Source organism: Thermodesulfovibrio yellowstonii DSM 11347 (genome assembly GCF_000020985.1).
GTDB classification, from domain to species: Bacteria; Nitrospirota; Thermodesulfovibrionia; order Thermodesulfovibrionales; family Thermodesulfovibrionaceae; genus Thermodesulfovibrio; species Thermodesulfovibrio yellowstonii.
Window position 1 is genome coordinate 1,357,584 of record NC_011296.1, and the last position, 20,777, is coordinate 1,378,360.

General features: G+C 33.8%; 29 protein-coding genes and 2 tRNA genes. 7 read left to right on the forward strand and 24 right to left on the reverse strand.

Annotated features, from left to right (window positions below; genetic code table 11):
* Nucleotides 1-16: 16 nt before the first annotated feature.
* From THEYE_RS06940 to THEYE_RS06955, 4 genes are read left to right on the forward strand one after another with little or no spacing between them, the layout of a single operon-like run.
* On the forward strand, nucleotides 17-1,471 hold the full coding sequence (locus THEYE_RS06940; RefSeq protein ID WP_277915628.1) for an efflux transporter outer membrane subunit: 1,455 nt from the start codon (nucleotides 17-19) through the stop codon (nucleotides 1,469-1,471).
* The gene (locus THEYE_RS06945) at nucleotides 1,455-2,753 is read left to right on the forward strand and encodes an efflux RND transporter periplasmic adaptor subunit (protein ID WP_164924854.1); all 1,299 of its coding nucleotides are present in this window, start codon (nucleotides 1,455-1,457) and stop codon (nucleotides 2,751-2,753) included. Before THEYE_RS06940 ends, THEYE_RS06945 begins: the two co-directional genes overlap by 17 nt.
* Nucleotides 2,753-3,460 (forward strand): ABC transporter ATP-binding protein, encoded by a 708-nt coding sequence (locus THEYE_RS06950; protein ID WP_012546252.1) that lies wholly within the window; start codon nucleotides 2,753-2,755, stop codon nucleotides 3,458-3,460. The genes THEYE_RS06945 and THEYE_RS06950 overlap by 1 nt, the downstream gene beginning before the upstream one ends.
* A 1-nt stretch (nucleotide 3,461) precedes the next feature.
* Nucleotides 3,462-4,667: an ABC transporter permease gene (locus THEYE_RS06955; protein WP_012545925.1), complete on the forward strand. Its 1,206-nt coding sequence runs from the start codon at nucleotides 3,462-3,464 to the stop codon at nucleotides 4,665-4,667.
* Nucleotides 4,668-4,927: 260 nt separating this feature from the next.
* On the opposite strand, the gene THEYE_RS06960 is transcribed toward THEYE_RS06955, so the two are convergent.
* Nucleotides 4,928-4,999: transfer RNA gene (locus tag THEYE_RS06960), tRNA-Val, on the reverse strand.
* Between the two features lie 346 nt (nucleotides 5,000-5,345).
* Between THEYE_RS06960 and THEYE_RS06965 the strand changes: the two genes are divergently transcribed.
* Both THEYE_RS06965 and THEYE_RS06970 read left to right on the forward strand, forming a co-directional pair.
* The gene (locus THEYE_RS06965; protein ID WP_012545837.1) at nucleotides 5,346-5,561 is read left to right on the forward strand and encodes a hypothetical protein; all 216 of its coding nucleotides are present in this window, start codon (nucleotides 5,346-5,348) and stop codon (nucleotides 5,559-5,561) included.
* 53 nt (nucleotides 5,562-5,614) lie between these two features.
* A complete protein-coding gene (locus THEYE_RS06970) occupies nucleotides 5,615-6,463 on the forward strand; it encodes a hypothetical protein (RefSeq protein ID WP_012545016.1) in 849 nt (282 codons plus the stop codon).
* Here THEYE_RS06970 and THEYE_RS06975 read toward each other — a convergent pair.
* A complete protein-coding gene (locus tag THEYE_RS06975; protein WP_012545953.1) occupies nucleotides 6,453-7,274 on the reverse strand; it encodes a TraB/GumN family protein in 822 nt (273 codons plus the stop codon). The genes THEYE_RS06970 and THEYE_RS06975 overlap by 11 nt on opposite strands.
* A 14-nt stretch (nucleotides 7,275-7,288) precedes the next feature.
* Nucleotides 7,289-8,119, reverse strand: a complete 831-nt coding sequence (locus THEYE_RS06980) for a hypothetical protein (RefSeq protein ID WP_164924855.1) — start codon at nucleotides 8,117-8,119, stop codon at nucleotides 7,289-7,291.
* A 98-nt stretch (nucleotides 8,120-8,217) separates the two neighbouring features.
* Here THEYE_RS06980 and THEYE_RS06985 point away from each other — a divergent pair, with 98 nt between their 5' ends.
* Nucleotides 8,218-8,418: a heavy-metal-associated domain-containing protein gene (locus tag THEYE_RS06985; protein WP_012545426.1), complete on the forward strand. Its 201-nt coding sequence runs from the start codon at nucleotides 8,218-8,220 to the stop codon at nucleotides 8,416-8,418.
* On the opposite strand, the gene pheT is transcribed toward THEYE_RS06985, so the two are convergent.
* From pheT to rplX, 21 genes are all read right to left on the reverse strand, one after another.
* The gene (pheT, locus tag THEYE_RS06990) at nucleotides 8,415-10,493 is read right to left on the reverse strand and encodes a phenylalanine--tRNA ligase subunit beta (protein ID WP_012545282.1); all 2,079 of its coding nucleotides are present in this window, start codon (nucleotides 10,491-10,493) and stop codon (nucleotides 8,415-8,417) included. The genes THEYE_RS06985 and pheT overlap by 4 nt on opposite strands.
* The gene (gene pheS / locus THEYE_RS06995; protein ID WP_012546774.1) at nucleotides 10,493-11,497 is read right to left on the reverse strand and encodes a phenylalanine--tRNA ligase subunit alpha; all 1,005 of its coding nucleotides are present in this window, start codon (nucleotides 11,495-11,497) and stop codon (nucleotides 10,493-10,495) included. Before pheS ends, pheT begins: the two co-directional genes overlap by 1 nt.
* Nucleotides 11,498-11,860 (reverse strand): 50S ribosomal protein L20, encoded by a 363-nt coding sequence (rplT, locus tag THEYE_RS07000; protein WP_012545766.1) that lies wholly within the window; start codon nucleotides 11,858-11,860, stop codon nucleotides 11,498-11,500.
* Between the two features lie 71 nt (nucleotides 11,861-11,931).
* A tRNA-Asn gene (locus THEYE_RS07005) sits at nucleotides 11,932-12,004 on the reverse strand.
* A gap of 39 nt (nucleotides 12,005-12,043) precedes the next feature.
* Nucleotides 12,044-12,445: a 50S ribosomal protein L17 gene (rplQ, locus tag THEYE_RS07010; RefSeq protein WP_012545032.1), complete on the reverse strand. Its 402-nt coding sequence runs from the start codon at nucleotides 12,443-12,445 to the stop codon at nucleotides 12,044-12,046.
* A gap of 3 nt (nucleotides 12,446-12,448) precedes the next feature.
* Complete coding sequence (locus tag THEYE_RS07015; RefSeq protein ID WP_012546042.1) at nucleotides 12,449-13,480, reverse strand: DNA-directed RNA polymerase subunit alpha; 1,032 nt, start codon at nucleotides 13,478-13,480, stop codon at nucleotides 12,449-12,451.
* Nucleotides 13,481-13,511: 31 nt separating this feature from the next.
* Complete coding sequence (gene rpsD, locus THEYE_RS07020; protein ID WP_012545818.1) at nucleotides 13,512-14,138, reverse strand: 30S ribosomal protein S4; 627 nt, start codon at nucleotides 14,136-14,138, stop codon at nucleotides 13,512-13,514.
* The gene (gene rpsK / locus THEYE_RS07025) at nucleotides 14,139-14,525 is read right to left on the reverse strand and encodes a 30S ribosomal protein S11 (RefSeq protein WP_012545788.1); all 387 of its coding nucleotides are present in this window, start codon (nucleotides 14,523-14,525) and stop codon (nucleotides 14,139-14,141) included.
* A gap of 27 nt (nucleotides 14,526-14,552) precedes the next feature.
* Complete coding sequence (rpsM, locus tag THEYE_RS07030) at nucleotides 14,553-14,918, reverse strand: 30S ribosomal protein S13 (protein WP_012544955.1); 366 nt, start codon at nucleotides 14,916-14,918, stop codon at nucleotides 14,553-14,555.
* Between the two features lie 14 nt (nucleotides 14,919-14,932).
* On the reverse strand, nucleotides 14,933-15,046 hold the full coding sequence (rpmJ, locus tag THEYE_RS07035) for a 50S ribosomal protein L36 (protein WP_028842799.1): 114 nt from the start codon (nucleotides 15,044-15,046) through the stop codon (nucleotides 14,933-14,935).
* A gap of 10 nt (nucleotides 15,047-15,056) precedes the next feature.
* Nucleotides 15,057-15,275, reverse strand: coding sequence for a translation initiation factor IF-1 (gene infA / locus THEYE_RS07040; protein WP_012546095.1), 219 nt, complete (start codon nucleotides 15,273-15,275; stop codon nucleotides 15,057-15,059).
* A gap of 25 nt (nucleotides 15,276-15,300) precedes the next feature.
* Nucleotides 15,301-16,050, reverse strand: a complete 750-nt coding sequence (map, locus tag THEYE_RS07045) for a type I methionyl aminopeptidase (RefSeq protein ID WP_012545375.1) — start codon at nucleotides 16,048-16,050, stop codon at nucleotides 15,301-15,303.
* 7 nt (nucleotides 16,051-16,057) lie between these two features.
* Nucleotides 16,058-17,365 (reverse strand): preprotein translocase subunit SecY, encoded by a 1,308-nt coding sequence (gene secY / locus THEYE_RS07050; RefSeq protein WP_012545307.1) that lies wholly within the window; start codon nucleotides 17,363-17,365, stop codon nucleotides 16,058-16,060.
* Nucleotides 17,365-17,811 carry a 50S ribosomal protein L15 gene (gene rplO, locus THEYE_RS07055; protein ID WP_012546521.1) on the reverse strand — a complete coding sequence of 149 codons (447 nt, stop codon included), beginning with the start codon at nucleotides 17,809-17,811 and terminating at the stop codon, nucleotides 17,365-17,367. The genes secY and rplO overlap by 1 nt, the downstream gene beginning before the upstream one ends.
* On the reverse strand, nucleotides 17,808-18,353 hold the full coding sequence (rpsE, locus tag THEYE_RS07060) for a 30S ribosomal protein S5 (RefSeq protein WP_012545629.1): 546 nt from the start codon (nucleotides 18,351-18,353) through the stop codon (nucleotides 17,808-17,810). Before rpsE ends, rplO begins: the two co-directional genes overlap by 4 nt.
* Before the next feature lie 9 nt (nucleotides 18,354-18,362).
* On the reverse strand, nucleotides 18,363-18,722 hold the full coding sequence (gene rplR, locus THEYE_RS07065; RefSeq protein ID WP_012545340.1) for a 50S ribosomal protein L18: 360 nt from the start codon (nucleotides 18,720-18,722) through the stop codon (nucleotides 18,363-18,365).
* 12 nt (nucleotides 18,723-18,734) lie between these two features.
* Nucleotides 18,735-19,277, reverse strand: coding sequence for a 50S ribosomal protein L6 (gene rplF, locus THEYE_RS07070; protein ID WP_012546082.1), 543 nt, complete (start codon nucleotides 19,275-19,277; stop codon nucleotides 18,735-18,737).
* A gap of 11 nt (nucleotides 19,278-19,288) precedes the next feature.
* Entirely contained in the window at nucleotides 19,289-19,684 is a 396-nt protein-coding gene (rpsH, locus tag THEYE_RS07075) for a 30S ribosomal protein S8 (RefSeq protein WP_012545222.1), read from the reverse strand.
* Nucleotides 19,685-19,696: 12 nt separating this feature from the next.
* Complete coding sequence (locus THEYE_RS07080) at nucleotides 19,697-19,882, reverse strand: type Z 30S ribosomal protein S14 (RefSeq protein ID WP_012545654.1); 186 nt, start codon at nucleotides 19,880-19,882, stop codon at nucleotides 19,697-19,699.
* Between the two features lie 9 nt (nucleotides 19,883-19,891).
* The gene (rplE, locus tag THEYE_RS07085) at nucleotides 19,892-20,458 is read right to left on the reverse strand and encodes a 50S ribosomal protein L5 (RefSeq protein ID WP_012546533.1); all 567 of its coding nucleotides are present in this window, start codon (nucleotides 20,456-20,458) and stop codon (nucleotides 19,892-19,894) included.
* The gene (rplX, locus tag THEYE_RS07090) at nucleotides 20,458-20,775 is read right to left on the reverse strand and encodes a 50S ribosomal protein L24 (protein WP_012546700.1); all 318 of its coding nucleotides are present in this window, start codon (nucleotides 20,773-20,775) and stop codon (nucleotides 20,458-20,460) included. Before rplX ends, rplE begins: the two co-directional genes overlap by 1 nt.
* Nucleotides 20,776-20,777 lie beyond the last annotated feature (2 nt).

A 20,777-nucleotide genomic window follows, 5' to 3' on the forward strand; every position in this document is an offset into this window, starting at 1 on the left:
TGTCATATTTTAATCTATGATATTTTTTAGAGATTCCTTTACTTTCAAGATAATTTTTATCCTTTGCTATTTTTTTATTTTCCTTTTACTTTATGGCTGTTTTCCAATGGAGAAAAACCATATTAGTCCTGAGATTTCATTTTCTAATGAATGGAATAATAATAAAATGATTGATATGCAAATTAACAATGATACAGAAAATTTAGCTAAATGGTGGGAATCTTTTAATGACAAAACATTATCCCAACTCATTGAAATTGCTATAAAAAATAATCTTGACCTTAAGCAGGCTCAGGCAAGAATAAAAGAAGCAAAAGCCAGAAGAGAAGTTGCAGGAGCTAAGTTATTTCCATCAATTGATGCAAAAAGTTCAGCCAGTTACAGTAAAACAAGAGGGACTAAGATAGAGGATAATACAGTAGAACATCTTTACTCAGCAGGTATTGATGCAAGCTGGGAGGCTGATATTTTTGGAGGAAAAAGAAAATCACTGGAAGCATATCAGGCAGAATTTGAAGCTTCTCAATGGGATTTTAAAGCGACAATTGTTTCATTAATCTCTGAAGTAGCACTAAATTATATAGAGTTAAAAACATACCAGAATAGGATTGAGATAGCTGAAAAAAATTTAAATTCCCAAACTGAGACTTACAATTTAACAAAGTGGAAATATATGGCTGGACTTAATGATGCTATAGATGTTACACAGGCTGAATACTCAATGGAAAATACAAGAGCTCAGCTTCCCTCTTTGCGAACAGCTATAGAGGAAAAAATTAATACAATAGCAGTTTTACTTGGAAAGCAACCTCAACAAATAAGTGAAGAATTGAAAAAATCACATACAAAACCCCTAATCTCTGAAAAAATCTCTTTAAGAATTCCTGCAGATGTTTTAAAAATGAGACCAGACATAAGAAAAGCTGAAAGACAGCTTGCTGCACAGTCTGCAAGAGTGGATGAAGCCATAGCTGGATTTTATCCTAAATTTACTCTGAGCGGTTCATTTGGGATAGAAGCTCTTTCTCTGAATTCACTTGTAAAAGCTGCTACTAAAATTATAACAGGTGATTTTCTGATAAGCCTTCCAATTTTTCATGCTGATGAAATACGACAGAATGTAGAGATTCAAACAGCACTGCAGGAACAGGCTTTACTTAATTATGAAGCGACGGTTTTAAATGCTATAAAAGAAGTTGAAAATGCCCTTGTTGCTTATGCTGAGGAACAAAAAAGAAAGCAGGCACTGGAAAAAGCAGTTGAAGCATCACAGTTGAGCTTTGCATTGGCATTGCAGAAATATGAAGTAGGATTGACTGATTTTAGCACAGTTCTTGAAACACAAAGGTCTCTTTTAAATCTTCAAGATCAGCTGGAACAAAGCAAAGGAAATATTTTTATCTATTTGATAAAACTTTATAAAGCATTCGGGGGAGGATGGGAAAGTTTTGCCAATGAAGAAGAAAATTAAGGAGGAAACTGTGGAGGCAAATAAGGAAAAAAAATTAAACATAGAAAAAATCAAGCAAATAGGAGGAACTTTCATAGGCAAGAAAACCATGCTCATGATAGCAGGGATAATTATTCTTGTATTGATTATAATGGTAGTTTTATTTTCCAGAGATTCATCCGCCATAAAATATAAAACCGAAGAGATAAAGAAAGGGAATTTAACAGTAATGGTTACAGCTACAGGAACACTTGAAGCGAAAAAAACAGTGACTGTGGGAAGTGAACTGTCAGGAATTATAAAAACAGTATATGTTACTTATAATGACAGAGTAAAGGCAGGACAGATTCTTGCAAAGATTGATACATCAAAACTGGAAGCACAACTCGCTCAGGCTGAAGCTTCCCTTGAATCTGCCAAAGCAAAGCAATTACAGGCACAGGCAACAGTGGATGAAGCTCTGTTAAAACTTAAACAGCTTCAGAAGGTTAAGGAATTGAGTGGAGGCAAAATGCCATCTCAAACAGAGATGGATTCAGCAGAGGCTTCTTACAGAAGAGCTCTGGCAGAACTTGCATCAGCAAAGGCTTCTATAATGGAAGCACAGGCAAAAATAAAAGAGTATAAAACAGAGATATCAAAATCTTTTATACGGTCACCAATTAGAGGGATAGTACTCAAAAGAAATGTTGAGCCTGGTCAGACCGTGGCAGCAACTCTTGAAGCACCTGAACTCTTTACGATTGCTGAAGATTTAACAAAGATGGAACTACATCTTAATATAGATGAAGCTGATGTTGGCAAAATAAAAGAGGGACAAAGGGCAACTTTTAAAGTTGATGCATATCCAGAACAAACCTTTGATGGGAAAGTTATTCAGGTAAGATATGCATCAAAAACTGTATCAAATGTAGTGACCTATACAGCCATTCTTGAAGTCAGCAATCCAGAACTTCTATTAAGACCCGGTATGACAGCCACTGCCGATATTCTGGTAAAGGAAATTAAAGATACTCTCTTAATTCCTTCATCTGCTCTGAAATTTACTCCTTATACTGAAAACCAAGAGAAATCCGAAAATGGATTTATTAGTAAACTATTACCAGGACCACCTCGCTCTATTACTCAGAAACAAGAAAGTTTCTCCAAGACAGAGAAAAAAATATGGATTTTAAAAGATGGGAAAGCCTATCCTGTTATTCTTACTATAGGCGAGACAAGTAATGGCTGGACTCAGGTAATAAACGGTGATATAAAGTCTGGAATGAAGGTAATAGTAGAGGCTGTTACTAAGGGTAAATAATGAACAATTTTTCTGAGTACTTAATAGAACTTACAGGAATAAAAAAAAATTATGGCAAACCTCCCGCTCTTATTCAGGCACTCAGAGGAATAGACCTCAAGGTAAGAGAGGGAGAATTTGTTGCCATAATGGGACCAAGTGGATCAGGAAAAACAACCTGTCTTAGCATAATAGGCTTGCTTGACACTCCCACTGAAGGGAAATACTTTTTCAATGGAGTTGAGATAGGAGAACTTAATCGTTTACAACGCGCTTTGTTAAGAAGATATTATATTGGTTTTGTATTCCAAAGCTTTAATTTATTGAAACGAGCAACAGCTCTGGAAAATGTGGAACTCCCATTGATTTATCATGGAATTTCTACAAAAGAAAGAAAACATCGTGCGCTGAAAGCTTTAGAAATTGTAGGATTGAAGGGAAGAGAAAGCCATACTCCAGGTGAACTTTCTGGTGGACAGCAGCAGAGAGTAGCAATTGCACGTGCGCTTGTAACAAATCCTTCTGCAATACTTGCAGACGAACCAACAGGAAATCTTGATACAGCCATGAGTCAGGAAATAATGAATTTGTTAACAACGCTTAATCAAACTCAAGGTATAACAATAATAATGATTACTCATGAGCCAGATATAGCATCATATGCAGAGAGAATAATAAATTTCAGAGATGGACTTATTGTGTCAGAGACCATTAACAGGAGACAATAAAATGCTATGGAACATGATTAATGTTGCATTACGAGAAATAAAAAGAAATCTTTTAAGGTCAATCCTAACAGTGCTTGGTATTGTAATTGGTGTATCTTCTGTCATAACAATGGTGACAGTTGGTAATGGAGCTACAGAACAGGTAAAACAGCAGATTGCCAGCATGGGAAGCAATATATTAATGATAACACCAGGGAAAAGATTCGGTCCTGGGCAAGCAGGTGGAACAATTCAGTTTAAAGAAATAGACATGCAAGCAATAAAGAATGAAATCTTATCAGTTGAAAATGTTACTCCAGTTACAAATGATTCTTTAATAGCTGTATATGGCAATCAAAACTGGACAACGCAGGTTACAGGAACAGACAACAACTATTTCAAGGTTTCAAACAGAATCATTAAAGAGGGAAGACTTTTCAGTGATAGTGAAATTAGGAGTGGAACATCAGTTTGCATAATTGGAGAAACTGTTAAAATAAAACTTTTTGGAGGGCAGAATGCACTGGGAGAAAGAATTCGGATTGGGAAACTCTCCTGCGAAGTCATTGGGCTACTTGAGGCAAAAGGACAGTCAGCAATGGGAACTGATCAGGATGATATTATTATTATCCCCCTAAGAACTTTTCAGAGACGGATATCAGGTAGTCAGGATATAGCGATGATAATGGTCTCAATAAAAAAGGATATCTCCACAGAAAAAGCTCAACAGGATATAAGAGAACTAATGAGAGAAAGAAGACATCTTTCTCAAAATGAAGATGACAACTTTACAATTATGGACATGAAGGAAATATCAAAAATGCTTACCGAAACTACAAGACTTCTAACAGCTTTACTTGGAGCTGTGGCTGCTGTAAGTCTTCTTGTAGGTGGCATAGGCATAATGAATATCATGCTTGTCTCTGTAACTGAAAGAACAAGAGAAATAGGCATAAGGCTTGCAATTGGAGCAATTGAAAGAGATATTCTTATACAATTTCTGGTGGAAGCAACAGTTTTATCATCTTCAGGTGGATTGTTAGGAATTTTTATTGCTTTAATAGCATCTTTTTTAGTTTGCAATTTTATACAAGTTCCATTTAATTTTAATGTTGGAATAAATTTAATATCTTTCCTTTTTTCAGCATTTGTGGGAATAGTATTTGGCTTTTTCCCGGCAAAAAAAGCAGCAAGGCTTGATCCTATGATAGCACTAAGGAATGAGTAAAATTGTAAAAAAACTTTTTAGTATTCTTAATTAAAAAAAAATCTTATAATACTAAGCTTACTTACAATATTAGAAATTGAGATGAGAACTGCCAGAAAAATATTCAAACATAAAAAAACAAGCAAAACAACTAATCATTACAGTCATCTTATCCTGTTCATCAAAAACAACCAGTATTTATCTTTAAATTCATAAAAATAATGATCAATGGAGGTTTTTTAGGAGTGTGTCACTTAATGGAAAGCCTTGACAATTCTGGATGGGCGATGAGGGATTTGAACCCACGACCTCTTCCGTGTGAAGGAAGCGCTCTCCCCCTGAGCTAATCGCCCGAACTTTTTGAAATATAACTATTTTTATCCTTCCATGTCAATTCATAAGTAAAAATTTATGGTTGCAATGGCTTGAAATACTTTTATTACAATTGCTATTATAAAATATATTCGTTGACTATACAGTCCTGAAATCTCAAACAGGGATTGAACACGAATTCAATAATCTTGATTTCTTTAAGTTTTTTAATGTAATTTTTATATCTTTTGTTCCTTGAAAATTTTGTTTCTCAAAATGGTATTTTAGAAGCAGAGGAAATCCGCCTGCTGGGACATCCTCTGCTTTCAAGGGCGGAATAAAAATAACCCAGCCTACAGGCTTAAATGCCTGAGTTAGGAGGGATTTATGCATGAAAGCCCCAAAATATCCATTGATATGGCTACTCTGATTGCATACCTTCCTGAAATTGTAAAGTGTCTTCATTCACCATCTGAAGATTTTCAAAATTGTCAGACATGCCAATTCAAACAGGAATGTATGATTATTTCGGCAGTAGGCTTTATGGTTACAAGATTTATAAATGGAGAAAAAGTAAATTTTGGTTCTGAGAAGTTGAATTAAAATAAGTAATAAAGGGGCTCGTTTGAGCCCCTATTTTTTAAAAAGGATTTTTAATGCTTTCTTTAGAAGAAAAAGAGTATATTAAAACATATGCCTACATACCTGAACATCTTCCAGATTATGTTGTCAGTATCTCTCAATCTGAGCCTTTTTTATTTGATGAATATATATTCTACTTTAAAAATTCACATCTAATTTTTATTGGATACCCTCTTGGAAAAATTCACCATAAAGAACAGACACAGAAAATTTTAGATTTAATTATTGAACAATTTAGACCTAAAAGTGTTGCTGTGATAGTTCCTTTCTCTTTAATGTCCCAAGAAAAATTCCTTCAAAAAAGCTCAGATTTTTATTACCAGCTTGACCTATCTAATTTTATGCTTAATTCTTCTTTAAAAAACAGTATTAAAAGAGCTCTTAAAGAAGTAAACACCGAACAAAATAAAGTTATAACAGAAGAACATATTGAGTTAATAGATGAATTTATAAAAATACATGAGATTGATGAATATACTCAATTTATTTTTAAAAAAATTCCAGATTATGTGCATTCATCAAAGACCGCGATGGTATTTAATGCAAGGGATAAAAAAGGTAGTCTCTCAGGATTTAGTGTGGCAGATTATGGAGCTAATAACTATGCTTTTTATATGTTTAATTTTCCATCTCGTAAATATTATGTTCCAGGAGTCTCTGATCTTTTGCTATATGAAATTGTTAAAGTATCAATAGATAAGGGGAAATTATATATAAATCTTGGTTTGGGAATTAATAAAGGTATAGAGTTTTTCAAAAAAAAGTGGTCAGGTAAGCCTTTTTTGCAATACGAATTTTGTTTTTACAAAATTTCATACAAAACTTCTATTCTGAAAATTTTAAAAAAATTATTTATTCAATGATATGAAATCCATCTTTAATAGCTCTATCTATAATTCCGGCTATATGTGTAATTCCTACAAGAATAAGGGAATCACCTCGCTCTAAGAATGGATACATTCTTTCATATAAAACAGGATCACGTTTATTAATTATAGATTCACATCTTGTTGGAAATTCCTGAGTATGACTGATCAGGTTATTCAGGTCTCCTTTTAAATATATTTTCTCATAGTTTTTTATATAACTTTCCCAAAAATCTATTTTTTTGATGAAGTTAACAGTTTTAATCAGTGGAATGCTTTCTAAAGCCTCTATCTGTTCATCTATTTTTTCAAGATAATAAACCTTTTTTTTAAGTTTATGAGCTATTTTAAATGCATCTAAATCCATAGAATACTTCCAATCCATAAGATTTAAAAAGAGATACCACAAACTGAAAAAAGCCATCCAGTGTCTATAATTTTTCAAAATATCTTTGATTGATGTATTATAATAAGCTCTCAAATAAGGCTCTGAAAATTCTCTTATAGAGGGAATAACCTTTTCTAAGGAAATATTTATAAACTTTGTAATCATAAGTTCTACAGTTTGTTCATCAAGAATATCATGGAGAGATGACTCTGAACTTTGTATCCCTGTTTTTACAACCTTTTCCATTTCTTCTTTATCAAGCGGTCCTTCTATTACTACCGATTCAGTTTTAGAAATATGGTATTCTAAGAAATCTCTAAAACTATGTGAAAATATATGGGATGTACCAATTAAATAGGATGTTTTACCTTTTCCCTTAATTCCCCATATCATTTTTAGTTTTTTTCTTTTAAATAGCATGTGAAACCCTAAAATTATGGATTTATTAAGAAATAATCTAAAAAATTAACTCTACTATATTCATATGTCCTATACTTTAAAAATGGAATACCTCCCCATTTCTCCTTAAATCTTCTAATTCCTTCATTGACTCCTATACCTAAATTAATATACTTTTTCCCTTCTTTTTGAGAGATTTTTATTAACTCATACATTAAGAGATCTGAAGAGTATGAAACATAATTTATTTTTGAATTACACCCAATCAAGTAAGCTGAAAACTGCTCAGCTTCCATTTCAATGATATAATAAGCTGTAAGTCGTCCTTCTTTGGTATAAGTGCTTAATAAAAAAGTGGTTTCTGATTTTTTAAGATATTCTGGCAATTTAATATATAATTGCCTTACATTTTTGGATACCTCTCTGGTTTTTAAAAATTCATTTGTAAGGTCTTTATGCTGCTCTGTATATATCTTCTCTACTACAACTTTAAGTTTATCGGAAGCTTTTTCCACAACTTTTATCAGTTTTTTATTAATAACCAAATTTTTTATATCAAGTTTATAATAGTAATCATCCTCTAACTTTTTAAACTTTTCTTGTAGAAAGTCAGGAATTTCATCTGTTAAAAGCCATAAAGTTTCAGGTTTGAATTTTTTTAAAACTTGCTGAATACTATTTCCAAACTCATTAATATCAAAGTTTCTGTCTAAAGGATAACCAATAAAGATAAGCCAGTTTTCCCCTTTAAAATACAGATAATTTTTATTCAAAAGTGCAGGATCTCCTCCTGACAAAAAACTCATTAGCTTAGGTATATGTTCAGGAACATATGCTGCTGACAGAATATATTTTTCATCCAACATCTCTATTTAATTTTAACAAAAATAAAAATCTATAAATATCAGTTAATTAAAAGGAGTTTTTATGATAAAATTAAAAAAATGGTTAGCAGGAGAAAAAAATGAAAGAAATGAAAATTTTTATTGAAGGAATGAGTTGTGCTCATTGTATTAAGAGGGTTTCCCATGCACTTGAAGAAGCTGGAGTTACAGAAGCAGATGTAAAAATTGGAGAAGCTAACATTATCTTTGATGAAACTAAAACAAACCTTGACAAAATTGCAAAAGCTCTTGAAGAAGCAGGTTATAAACTAAAAAATTAGATTCTGAGGGCAGCTCCAGTTTCAGCTATAATTTTTCCAATCAAATTATTGTGAATATTTTCAACTTCCTCTGCTGTTAATGTTCTGTCAGATGCTCTATAGGTTATTCTGAATGCAATACTTTTTTTGCCCTCAGGAATTCCTTTACCTTGATAGACATCAAAAATAAAAACATTCTCAATAAGTTCGTTATCAAAGGACTTTATAATATCAAATATTCTCTGAGATTCAAAATCAATAGGCAGTATCAGGGCTGTGTCTCTCTTAACAGCAGGATATGTTGAAAATGGTTTATATTTTATTTCTGCCTCAGCAAAACTAAACAATCTATTAAGATCAATTTCTGCCATGCATATAAATGGTTTTGTTTTAAAATCAAGCTTTGAGAGAACTTCTGGTGATATAACTCCAATAAAACCTATTTTTTCTCCTTTGATTAAAATATCTGCTGACTGCCCAGGATGCAGGAATACTTCATTAGACCTTATATAACGGATATTGTTTATTTTAAAATGTCTGAAAACTCCCTCTATCAATCCTTTTAACGCATAAAAATCATATGGGTCATCCTTAAATGAAGATTTAATTTCTTCCTTTTTTGTAATTATGCCAAGATGAACAATTTCCTGTGGAAGAGAAGCTCCTTCTTGGGCTATAAATACTTTCCCTATTTCAAAAAGTCTTAAATTTTCTATACCACGTGCAGTATTTTTTTCAGTATTTTTTAGCAGACTTGGCAATAGCATTGTTCTCATTATTGATTCTTCCTGCCTTAAAGGGTTAACAAGAGAAATATAATGCCTTCTTATATCATTTTCTGATATACCGAATACATTAAGATCATCTGGAGACATAAAGCTGAAATTAACAGCTTCACTATAACCCAGTGAAATTAAATAGTCTCTTATAAGATTTAAAAATTTTCTTTTTTTGGTAAGTTCATGATTTTCAGTAACATATTTAAATGCTGAAGGCATCTGAGCAGGAATTGTATCATAGCCATAAATTCTTGCAACTTCTTCTGCAATATCTTCTTCTATTGCCAGGTCTTGTCTGTGTGTGGGTATACTTGCAATATAAAATTTTTCATCTTTCTTTGTAACATTTATTTCAAGAAGTTCAAGAATTCTCAAAACTTCTTTATCCTTCAAAGTAACTCCGATAAACTTACATATCTTTTCCATGCTGAATAAAATTTTCTTCTCTGGAATTTTCACAGGATACACATCTATAGCCTCATAGACAGTCCCACCTGTAAGCTCCTGAATAAGAAATGCTGCTCTGTCAAGAGCTTCCTTAAGAGTTTCTATGTCTGTTCCCCTTTCAAACCTGTAAGAAGCTTCTGTTGATATTCCAAGTCTTTTGGATGTTTTTCTTATTCGCTCTGGTTTAAAATAAGCACTCTCAATTAAAATATTTGTAGTCTTATCAGTAACCTCTGTATTCGCTCCTCCCATAATTCCAGCAACTGCAACAGGTTTTACTCCATCCCATATTAAAAGGTCATCATGGTTTATTTTTCTTTTTACTCCGTCAAGCGTTACAATCTCTTCTATGCTTTTCCTAAAAGCTTCTGGAGTTCCTACTCTGATCTGATATCCTTCAAGACGGTCAAGATCAAAAGCATGAAGAGGATGCCCATATTCAAGCAAAACATAGTTAGTTATATCAACTACATTGTTTATTGAACGAATACCTGATGCCTCAAGTCTTTTTTTAAGCCATTGAGGAGATGGAGAAATTTTTACATCTCTTACAATTCTTCCTGCGTAGCGATAGCAAAGCTCAGGATTTGCAATAGAAATGGTAAACTTATTATCTTTTAATTCTTTCTTAATTTTAAAGGAAGGTTTTTTAAGTTTTAGTCCAAATATTGCTTTAATTTCTCTTGCTATGCCAATAATACTTAGGCAATCTGCTCTATTGGGAGTTATTTCAAGGTCAAGAACTGTATCACTATCAAACTCTTCAATCGCTCCTACTTCAAGCCCTGCCATTGTAAGAGCATCAGAAGTTCTTTTTAGTTCTATCTCACCTTCAATATATTCCGTTAACCAACTGAAAGGAACTTTCATCAGAATTGCCTCAAAAATCTTATATCATTTTCAAAGAATAGTCTGATATCATCTATCCCATATTTAAGCATCGTAAGTCTTTCAACTCCCATTCCAAAAGCAAATCCTGTGTACCTACCCTCTGGATACCCAGCAAATTTGAAAACATTTGGATGAACCATCCCAGCGCCAAGAACTTCAAGCCATCCTGTGCCTTTACAGACTCTACATCCATTCCCGCCACAAATAATACATCCTATATCTATCTCAGTTGATGGTTCTGTAAAAGGAAAAAAACTTGGTCTAAATCTTACAGGAATATCTCCAAAAAGTCTCCTCAAAAAATAGACAAGCACACCTTTTAAATGTGAAAATGAAACATCTTCATCAACCATCAATCCTTCAACCTGATGAAACATTGGCGTATGAGAAACATCTGAATCGCAGCGATAAACCTTACCAGGAGAAATAAATCTTAAAGGAGGCTTTTTATTTTCCATAACTCTTACTTGAACAGGTGAAGTATGTGTTCTTAAAACAACGTCTTCACTCACATAAAAAGTGTCCTGCATATCTCTTGCAGGATGGTCCTTAGGTATGTTTAATGCTTCAAAATTATAGTAATCAAGCTCTACTTCAGGTCCTTCTTCAACTGTAAAGCCGAGTTCTCTAAAAATGTCTATAATTTCCAGAAGAGTCTTATTTACGGGATGACTACCACCAAAATAGAAATCTTTTCCAGGTAAGGTTATATCAATAAACTCTTTTTTTAAAATCTCTGAGATTTCTTTCTGTTTTAGTTCTTCTTCTTTATTTTTAATAGTTTCTTCAATGAAACCTTTTAGTTCATTAAGAATTTTCCCTTGCGACCTTCTTTCTTCAGGTGTTAGTCTCCCTAAATTTTTAATTTTCTCTGTTATGATTCCCTTTTTACCAATGTATTTAGCTTTCAGATTAACAAGTTCCTGAATAGAACTGATATCATTTATATCTTTGAGAAAAGACTGTTTTAAAGGGTCTTGCATTTATGCTGCTTTTACAAAAGGTTTTACCTTTTCAACCAACTCTCCGAACACATTTATATCATTGTATGCGATATCAGCAAGAGCCTTTCTGTTAAGAGAGATATTCGCTTTTTTCAATCCATCAATAAACTGATTATATGTGAGTCCAAACATTCTTACAGCTGCATTTATTCTTGTTATCCAGAGTGACCTAAGATCTCTTTTCTTAAGTCTTCTATCTCTATAAGAATGTTCAAGTGCCTTTTCTACTGCTTTAGCTGCAACTTTATAACAGCGACGTCTTCCACTGTAGTAGCCCTTTGCCATTGAAAGAATTTTTTTATGATACCTTCTTGTTTTAAATCCACCCTTTGCTCTTGGCATCTATTCCTCCCTCTTTTATCATCCTGAGGATGCGAAGCATCCGAAGGAACCATTGTCATAAAAAATTTAAACTCCTGGGGAGGGATTCGAACCCCCGACCAAGTGGTTAACAGCCACCCGCTCTGCCGGCTGAGCTACCCAGGAACTAATTAAAATTATCAAATTTAAAAGATTTCTGTCAAACTAATTTGCTTTTTTCTCTTCTTTATCGCTTTCTTTTTCAGGCTTTGCGTAGTCAACAAACTCAAGAATTGCTTTAGGAGCACTGTCTTTTATCCTGAATCCAGTTTTAATAACCCTTACATATCCTCCGTTTCTATCGCTAAAACGAGGAGCAATCTCATTAAAAAGTTTTTTTACAAGTTCTCTATCAGGTAGATAAGAAAGCGCAATTCTTCTTGAATGAAGATCCCCTTTCTTACCGAAAGTAACAAGTCTGTCAGCAAGCTCTTTAACTGCTTTTGCCTTTGCAACAGTTGTTTCAATTCTTTCATATTTAATAAGAGAAGCTAAAAGCCCTCTTAAAAGTGCTTTCCTCTGGTTAGCTGTTCTTCCAAAGTGTCTTCCAGAAACTCTATGTCTCATTCATTACCCCCTGTGAGCTTTTTCCTTAAATTTTTCAAGCAATTCAGGATTTATTCTCATTCCTAACTTTAAGCCCATATTTGTAAGCACTTCCTTTATTTCCTCTAATGAACGTCTGCCAAAATTCTTTGTTTTCATAAGTTCTCCTTCAGTTCTCTGAACAAGTTCCGCAATTGTGTTTATTCCAGCACTTTTCAAACAATTATATGCCCTAACAGATAATTCAAGGTCTTCAATAGGTTTTAAAATATTTTCGTTCAACAAATCAAAATTTAAATCTTCTTCAGGGTTAGGAACAGTTTCATGAATTTCTTTATTCTGAAGTTCGGCTTCTTTGAAAAATATTAGATATTCAAAATGTTTGATCAATATACTGGAAGCATCGCTGATTGCTCTTTCAGGGGTTATGCTACCATCTGTCCATATCTCTAAAATTAATCTATCATAGTCAGTAAGTTCTCCAACTCTTGTCTTTTCAACTCTGAAATTCACCTTTTTAACTGGGCTGAATATAGCATCAACAGTAATTGCATCCACGGGTAACTCATCATCCTTAATTGCCTCTGAAGGAACATATCCTCTTCCTTTTCTTATGTAAAGCACCATTTCCATTTGAGCATCCTGATCCAGGGAACAAATATACTGTGATTTATTCAAAACCTCGTAAGTTCCATCTGTCTGAATAGATTCTGCTGTAACATCAGCTGGTCCTTTTATTTTAATTGTAGCTATTTTTTTATCAGAGTCCTGCGCATAGTATTTAAATCTTAATTTTTTAACATTTAAGATAATATCTAAAATGTCTTCCTTTACTCCTTTTATTGAGCTAAACTCATGTAAAGCATCGTTTATTCTTATTGCATAAACTGCTACTCCATCAAGAGAAGAAAGCAATACCCTTCTTAATGAATTGCCAAGCGTTATTCCGTATCCTCTTTCAAGAGGTTCTATTACAAGTTTTCCATATGTATCTGTTAAACTTTCTTGGTCAAATTCAACTTTTTTTGGCATCTGAAATTCTTTATATAAATTCATTTACTGCCTCCCAATTTTATCACTTTATAAATTATTTTGAATAAAACTCTACAATCAACTGCTCCTGAACCGGAAGCTGCATCTCTTCTCTCTCTGGAAGTCTAACAAATTTTCCTTTCATTTCTTCAGCATTGACCTCTAACCATACTGGGAAACCTCTCTGTTCAGCTAAAGCAAGGCTTTCTTTAATTATCTCTAATTCTTTGCCTGATTGAACAATCTCAATTATATCTCCAGGCCTTACTAAATAAGATGGAATATCCACTTTTTTACCATTAACCGTGAAATATCCATGTCTTACTAATTGTCTTGCTTGCCTTCTATTCATAGCAAATCCCATTCTATAAATAACATTATCAAGTCTTCTTTCAAGTAACTTAAGCAAATTTTCACCTGTTACGCCCTTCATTTTTGTAGCCTTTTCAAAATAATTCTTAAACTGTCTTTCCATAACACCATAAATTCTTTTAACTTTTTGTTTTTCTCTTAGCTGTAGTCCGTAATCAGATAATTTACCCCTGTTATGTCCATGTTGTCCCGGAGGATATTTTCTTCTTTCAAAAGCACATTTCTCTGTATAGCATCTTGTGCCTTTGAGGAACATTTTCATGCTCTCTCTTCTACATAATCTACAAAGTGAACCCGTATATCTTGCCATTTAAACCCTCCTTCTCTTCGGAGGTCTGCACCCATTGTGAGGCACAGGTGTTACATCTTTAATTAAATTAATTTCAAGACCTGCTGCCTGCAGAGCCCTTATTGCTGTTTCTCTTCCTGCTCCCGGTCCTTTAACCAAAACATCTATTTGCTTCATTCCCATGTCTATAACTCTCTTTGCAACAGCCTCTGCTGCTATCTGAGCTGCATAAGGAGTTCCTTTCCTTGAACCCTTAAAACCACAACTTCCTGAAGATGCCCATGCTACAACATTACCATTTGGGTCTGTTATAGTTATTATTGTATTATTAAAACTTGTCTGAACATGAGCCACTCCATAAGGAATATTTTTTTTAACCTTTTTTATGCCTTTTCTTTTCTGTGCCATTAATCTATATAACCTCCTTCCAAATTTTTATTTTTTCTTCATAATCTTTCTTCTCGGACCCTTACGAGTTCTTGAATTTGTCCTTGTTCTCTGTCCTCTTACAGGCAAATTAGCCATATGTCTCAACCCTCTATAACAACCTATATCCATTAATCTTTTTATATTCATGGATATTTCTTTTCTTAGTTCACCTTCAACTTTGTAATTTTTTTCTATCTCGCTTCTTATTTTTACTATTTCGTCATCTGTAAGGTCTTTTACTCTTTTATTTGGTTCTACGCCTGTTTCTTTCAATATTTTATTTGATAGACTTCTGCCTATGCCAAAAATTCTTGTTAGCCCTATCTCAACTCTTTCATTTTTAGGTATATCAACACCTGCTATTCTTGCCATATTATACTCCTTTCTTAGCCTTGTCTTTGTTTATGCTTTGGATTTTCACAAATAACTCTAATAACTCCTTTTCTTTTAATTATCTTACACTTTGCACAAATCTTCTTTACTGAGGCTCTTACTTTCAATGAACACCTCCTATTTAAATCTGTAAATTATTCTACCCTTAGTAAGGTCATAGGGAGATATTTCAACCAGAACTTTATCGCCCGGTAAAATTTTTATAAAATGCATTCTCATTTTCCCAGAAACATAAGCAAGGATAACATGACCATTTTCCAACTTTACTCTAAACATAGCATTAGGTAAAGCTTCCTCAATAGTACCCTGCATCTCTATATGTTCTTCTTTCGGCATATAACTTGTTAATATATCTATAATTTCATAATTTAGTCAAGATTTCAGGTTCACCTTCAGTAATTGCAATAGTATGCTCAAAATGAGCAGAAAGGGAACCATCCTTAGTAACCGCTGTCCATCCATCAGAAAGAATTTTTACATCGTGTTTTCCTGTGTTAACCATAGGTTCAATTGCCAGTGTCATACCTTTTTTTAACATTGGACCGATTCCTTTTGTTCCAAAATTAGGAATTTGAGGTTCTTCATGAAGTGACCTTCCTATTCCGTGCCCCACAAATGCTCGCACAACTGAAAATCCGTTGTTTTCAACGTGCATCTGTATAGCATGAGAGATATCACCAATTCTTTTGCCTTCCATTGCCTCAGCAATCCCTTTATATAAGGCTTCTTCTGTAATTTTGAGTAATTTTTCAGCTTCCTTACTAATTTTGCCAATAGGGTATGTATATGCAGCATCTCCATAAAAATGTTCACAAAGAACACCAACATCAACACTTACTAAATCTCCTTCTTTAATAAAAACTTTTTCTGATGGTATTCCATGAACAACTTGCTCATTGATAGATATACAAACACTTGCAGGATAACCTCTATAACCTTTGAATGCCGGAATTCCTCCCATTTTTATTATCAGATTCTCAACAAATTGCTCTATCTGTTTTGTTGTCAATCCTTCTTTTATGTATGTTTTAAGCTCTTTAAGAACCTTTGCCACTATCTGGCAGGATTTTCTCATTTTTTTTAATTCTTCAGGACTCTTTAATATAATCACTACTTAATTAGTCCTTCCTGCCCTTTATTCTGAACTTTTTGAAGAATCCTTCATAAGACCTGCTTATCATGTGGGTTTCAATCTGAGAAACTGTATCAAGAGCTACGCCTACAGCAATAAGGAGGGATGTGCCACCAAAATAAAAAGGAACTTTAAATTTAGCAATAAGAATTTCCGGCAAAACGCACACCGCACTTAGATAAAGAGCTCCAATAAATGTAAGACGGGAAAGAACTCTGTAAATATACTCAGATGTTTTCTGCCCTGGTCTTATTCCTGTAATATATCCTCCATTTTTCTGAAGATTTTCAGCTATTTCCACAGGATTGTAAATAACAGCAGTGTAAAAATATGTAAAAAAGATTATTAAACCAACGTAGAGTATAACGTGAAGAAAACTCCCAGGAGACATCTGTTTAGCCAGTGCTTGAACCCATGGAACAGCTATAAATCCAGCAACTGTCGCAGGAAACATCAATACTGAAGAAGCAAAAATTGGTGGAATAACCCCTGCTGAATTAATTTTCAAAGGAAGATATGTTGTGTATCCGCCATACATTTTTTTCCCAACAACTCTTTTTGCATATTGAATAGGAATTCTTCTCTGACCTCTCTCAATGAATATAATACCTGCCACTACACCAACCATGACAACAATTAAAATTAACACAAAGAATATTGATAACTCACCTGTTCTAACAAGATTATATGTATAAAAAATAGCATTCGGAAATCTTGCAACAATTCCTGCAAATATTATTAAAGAGATACCATTACCAATTCCTTTTTCAGTTATCTGCTCTCCAAGCCACATTAGAAAAGCTGTTCCAGCTGTAAGAGTTATCATTGTTATTATTCTAAATGACCAGCCTGGCTCTTGAATAAACTGGCCTCCTCCCATACTTTCAAGCCCAACAGCTATTCCAAATCCCTGAATTGCTGCTATGACTATGGTTGCATACCTGGTATATCTCGTAATTTTTTTTCTACCTTCTTCTCCTTCTTTTGCAAGTTTTTGCAAAGAAGGAATAACAACAGTTAAAAGCTGAAAAATAATAGATGCACTTATATAAGGCATTACACCAAGAGCAAAGATAGTAACCTTGGAAAGTGCTCCACCTGTAAAAATATCAAAAAAGCCCATAACAGCACCACCACGCTCAAGCAAAAACTTGCTCAATGCTTCACCGTCTATACCTGGCGTGGGTATATGTGCTCCAATTCTAAATACAGCAAGCATTGCAAGAGTGAATAAAACCCTTGCCCTCAACTCAGGTATTTTAAGAATATTTCTGAAGGCTGTTACAAGTCCCACTATATAACCTCTACCTTACCACCTACAGACTGAATTTTTTGCAGTGCGGATTTACTTATGGCATTGGTTTTGACTGTGATAGATTTTTTTATTTCTCCATTGCCAAGAATTTTTAATCCATCTTTTAGGTCTTTTACAATACCTTTTTGTAAAAGAGTTTCGGGAGTAATAATATCAACTTCATCAATAATTTTATTTAGGTCTTCAAGATTCACTATTGCGTATTCTTTTTTAAAAGGTGCATTTGAAAAACCACGTTTTGGAACTCTTCTCTGCAGAGGCATTTGTCCACCTTCAAATCCTGCTCCTTTAGCACCTCCTGAACGAGATTTCTGCCCCTTGAGCCCTTTTGTTGCATATCTGCCATGCCCAGAACCTAATCCTCTTCCGATTCTCTTTGCTTTCTTCTTACTTCCTGGAGCTGGTTTTAAATCATTTATTTTCATAAAACCTTTTCCTCCTCACTTACTGTCTGATTTTCTTCAGATGATTCTATCTCCGAAGGCTTTGTTCTGAGTTTAGCAACAGAAGAAGGCTCTTTTAATCTATTCAATGCTCCTATTGTTGCTTTTACTGAATTGAAAGGATTATGACTTCCAAGAACTTTTGCAACAATATCCTGAACTCCTGCAACTTCAAAAACCGCTCTTGCTGGACCACCAGCTATTATTCCTGTTCCTTTTGGTGCAGGGTTTATTACTATCTTTGTAGCTCCGTATTTATACTCTACACGATGAGGAATTGTAGTATCTTTTAAAGGAAAAACTATAAGATTTTTTTTAGCTTTATCTATTGCCTTTCTTATTGCATCAGGCACTTCTGCTGCTTTTCCCTTGCCTACGCCAACAATACCAGCTTCATTTCCTACAACAACCAAAGCACTGAAAGAAAATCTTCTGCCACCCTTTACAACCTTGGCAACTCTATTTATATAGACTACTTTATCTTTTAAACTCAATTCATTAGCATTTATTCTTTCCTGCTTCATTACTCCTCCCTAAAATTGTAGTCCCCTTTCTCTTGCAGCATCTGCAAGAGCCTTAACACATCCATGATATTTATATCCTGCTCTATCAAAAACAACTTTTGTTATACCAAGTTTAATTGCCCTTTCTGCAATCAATTCTCCAACTTTTTTAGCAAATTCTTTATTACCTTTATGTCCTTTTAAATCCTTTAACTCTTTATCAAGAGTAGAAGCAGCTACAAGTGTGTGTCCCTTTGTGTCATCAATAATCTGGGCATATATATGATTAAGACTCCTGAATATACAAAGCCTTGGTCTTTCAGAAGTTCCAAAAACCTTTTTTCTAATTCTTTGACGTCTTCTGTCTCTTAACTCTGTTTTGTCTCGCAAAGTTTAACCTCCTTATTTCTTTCCGGTCTTTCCAGGTTTTAATTTTAAAACTTCATCAGTATATCTAATTCCTTTACCTTTATATGCATCTGGAGGTCTAATAGCTCTTAAATTAGCAGCTATCTGTCCAACAAGTTGTTTATCTATGCCATGCAGTGTAATAGTTGTCTGCTTTTCATCAACAGTAGCTTTAATGCCTTCTGGAAGAACAAACTCCACAGGATGTGAGTATCCAATGTTAAGTATGATTTTATTTCCGCTTACCTGAGCTCTGTAGCCAACTCCGTAAATTTGAAGAGCTTTTGTAAATCCCTGAGACACACCTGTAACCATATTTGATATTAGACTTCTTGCAAGTCCATGTAAAGCTCTTTGTTTAGAAAGGTCAGACTCTCTTGTAATTAGCATTGTTTTATTATCAATTGTTATTCCTATTCCTTCAGGCAGACTATAACTTAACTGACCCTTTGGTCCTTTCACAATTATCTGTCTGTTTTCTACTGTTACGTTTACATTGTCTGGTATTTGAATTGGCTTTCTTCCTATTCTTGACATCCTATCACCTCTTACCATATATAACATATTACTTCTCCACCGACTCCCTTATGTCGGCATTCTTTGTCAGTCATGACACCCTGAGATGTGGTTAATATAGCTACTCCAAGTCCTCCCATTACATGCGGAATTTCATCTTTACTAACATATACTCTTCTACCGGGTTTACTAATCCTTTGCAAGTTTGAAATTACAGAATCTCCTTCTGATGTATACTTAAGATTTATTCTTATAATACCTTGCTTTTTATCTTTAATAATCTTATAAGACTTAATAAAACCCTCTTCTTTAAGTATTTTGGAAATCTCAATCTTCATTCTTGAAGCAGGAATGTCAACCTTATCTGCTTTTACTTTTATTGCATTTCTGATTCGAGTTAGCATATCTGAAATTGGATCAGTTATCATTCTGTCACCCCTTTACCAGCTTGCTTTTACAACTCCAGGGATTTTCCCTGAGTTGGCTAAAAATCTAAAACAAATTCTACAAAGACCAAAATCTCTCAAGTATCCTCTTGAACGTCCACACATTTTACAACGATTTCTTACCCGGACTTTAAATTTTGCTGGATACTTTGCTCTTTCTATTTTACTTTTTCTTGCCACAACCCCTCCTTATTTTCTGTATGGCATTCCAAATTCTTTTAATAAAGCTAAAGCCTCTTCATCTGTTTTCGCTGTTGTACAGATAGTTATATCAAGCCCGTGTATCATTTCAACTTTATCATAATCTATTTCAGGAAATATAAACTGTTCTTTTATTCCAAAAGAATAATTTCCCCTTCCATCAAAAGATTTTGGAGAAATTCCTCTAAAATCTCTTATTCTTGGTAAAGCAAGAGAAATTAATTTATCTAAAAATTCATACATTCTTTCCTTCCTTAAAGTAACCTTACAACCCAAAGGCATACCTTTTTTTAATTTAAAAGCTGCCAGAGCTCTTTTAGCCTTTGTAACCAGAGGTTTCTGCCCGGTTATTAAAGCTAATTGCTTCTCTGCAGCATCAAGAAGTTTTATATTCTGGATAGCCTCTCCTAAGGTAACATGCACAACTATTTTTTCAAGTCTCGGAACTTCCATTATATTCTTATAATTAAACTTCTTCATTAATGCGGGGATTATCTCCCTATCATATTTATTTTTAAGACGAGGCACGTATTTACTATCAACTTTCGCAGTCATCAGTCAATAACCTCCTTACACTTCTTGCAAACCCTGACTTTTCTGCCATCCTCTAAAATTCTCGCACCTATTCTCGTAGGTTTATCACACTTAGGACACACAAGCATTACCTTTGAGATATAAATCGGAAATTCTTTTTCAATAATTCCACCTTGTGGATATTTACGAGAGGGTTTCTGATGTTTTTTTACAATATTAACCCCCTCTACAACAAGTTTTTCTTTTTTAGGCATAATCACAAGAACTCTTCCCTTTTTATCCTTGTCTTTGCCTGATAAAACCATAACTGTATCACCTTTTTTAATCCTTAAACTCACTT

Bases quoted from the DNA above. Each gene is read 5' to 3' on its own strand.
- rplQ (WP_012545032.1), bottom strand. From the start codon at position 12,445: ATGAGACATAGAGTTTCTGGAAGACACTTTGGAAGAACAGCTAACCAG.
- rpsH (WP_012545222.1), bottom strand. From the start codon at position 19,684: ATGATAACTGATCCAATTTCAGATATGCTAACTCGAATCAGAAATGCA.
- THEYE_RS06965 (WP_012545837.1), top strand. From the start codon at position 5,346: ATGCATGAAAGCCCCAAAATATCCATTGATATGGCTACTCTGATTGCA.
- infA (WP_012546095.1), bottom strand. From the start codon at position 15,275: ATGCCGAAAGAAGAACATATAGAGATGCAGGGTACTATTGAGGAAGCT.
- rpsE (WP_012545629.1), bottom strand. From the start codon at position 18,353: ATGAAGCAGGAAAGAATAAATGCTAATGAATTGAGTTTAAAAGATAAA.
- THEYE_RS06980 (WP_164924855.1), bottom strand. From the start codon at position 8,119: ATGTTGGATGAAAAATATATTCTGTCAGCAGCATATGTTCCTGAACAT.
- rplE (WP_012546533.1), bottom strand. From the start codon at position 20,458: ATGACTGCGAAAGTTGATAGTAAATACGTGCCTCGTCTTAAAAATAAA.
- THEYE_RS06985 (WP_012545426.1), top strand. From the start codon at position 8,218: ATGAAAGAAATGAAAATTTTTATTGAAGGAATGAGTTGTGCTCATTGT.
- rplT (WP_012545766.1), bottom strand. From the start codon at position 11,860: ATGCCAAGAGCAAAGGGTGGATTTAAAACAAGAAGGTATCATAAAAAA.
- pheS (WP_012546774.1), bottom strand. From the start codon at position 11,497: ATGCAAGACCCTTTAAAACAGTCTTTTCTCAAAGATATAAATGATATC.
- THEYE_RS06955 (WP_012545925.1), top strand. From the start codon at position 3,462: ATGCTATGGAACATGATTAATGTTGCATTACGAGAAATAAAAAGAAAT.
- THEYE_RS06945 (WP_164924854.1), top strand. From the start codon at position 1,455: ATGAAGAAGAAAATTAAGGAGGAAACTGTGGAGGCAAATAAGGAAAAA.
- THEYE_RS06975 (WP_012545953.1), bottom strand. From the start codon at position 7,274: ATGCTATTTAAAAGAAAAAAACTAAAAATGATATGGGGAATTAAGGGA.
- rpsD (WP_012545818.1), bottom strand. From the start codon at position 14,138: ATGGCAAGATATACGGGTTCACTTTGTAGATTATGTAGAAGAGAGAGC.
- rpsK (WP_012545788.1), bottom strand. From the start codon at position 14,525: ATGGCACAGAAAAGAAAAGGCATAAAAAAGGTTAAAAAAAATATTCCT.
- THEYE_RS07015 (WP_012546042.1), bottom strand. From the start codon at position 13,480: ATGAATTTATATAAAGAATTTCAGATGCCAAAAAAAGTTGAATTTGAC.
- rplO (WP_012546521.1), bottom strand. From the start codon at position 17,811: ATGAAAATAAATGATTTAAAACCAGCTCCAGGAAGTAAGAAGAAAGCA.
- rpsM (WP_012544955.1), bottom strand. From the start codon at position 14,918: ATGGCAAGAATAGCAGGTGTTGATATACCTAAAAATGAAAGAGTTGAG.
- THEYE_RS06970 (WP_012545016.1), top strand. From the start codon at position 5,615: ATGCTTTCTTTAGAAGAAAAAGAGTATATTAAAACATATGCCTACATA.
- rplF (WP_012546082.1), bottom strand. From the start codon at position 19,277: ATGTCAAGAATAGGAAGAAAGCCAATTCAAATACCAGACAATGTAAAC.
- pheT (WP_012545282.1), bottom strand. From the start codon at position 10,493: ATGAAAGTTCCTTTCAGTTGGTTAACGGAATATATTGAAGGTGAGATA.
- THEYE_RS06940 (WP_277915628.1), top strand. From the start codon at position 17: ATGATATTTTTTAGAGATTCCTTTACTTTCAAGATAATTTTTATCCTT.
- THEYE_RS06950 (WP_012546252.1), top strand. From the start codon at position 2,753: ATGAACAATTTTTCTGAGTACTTAATAGAACTTACAGGAATAAAAAAA.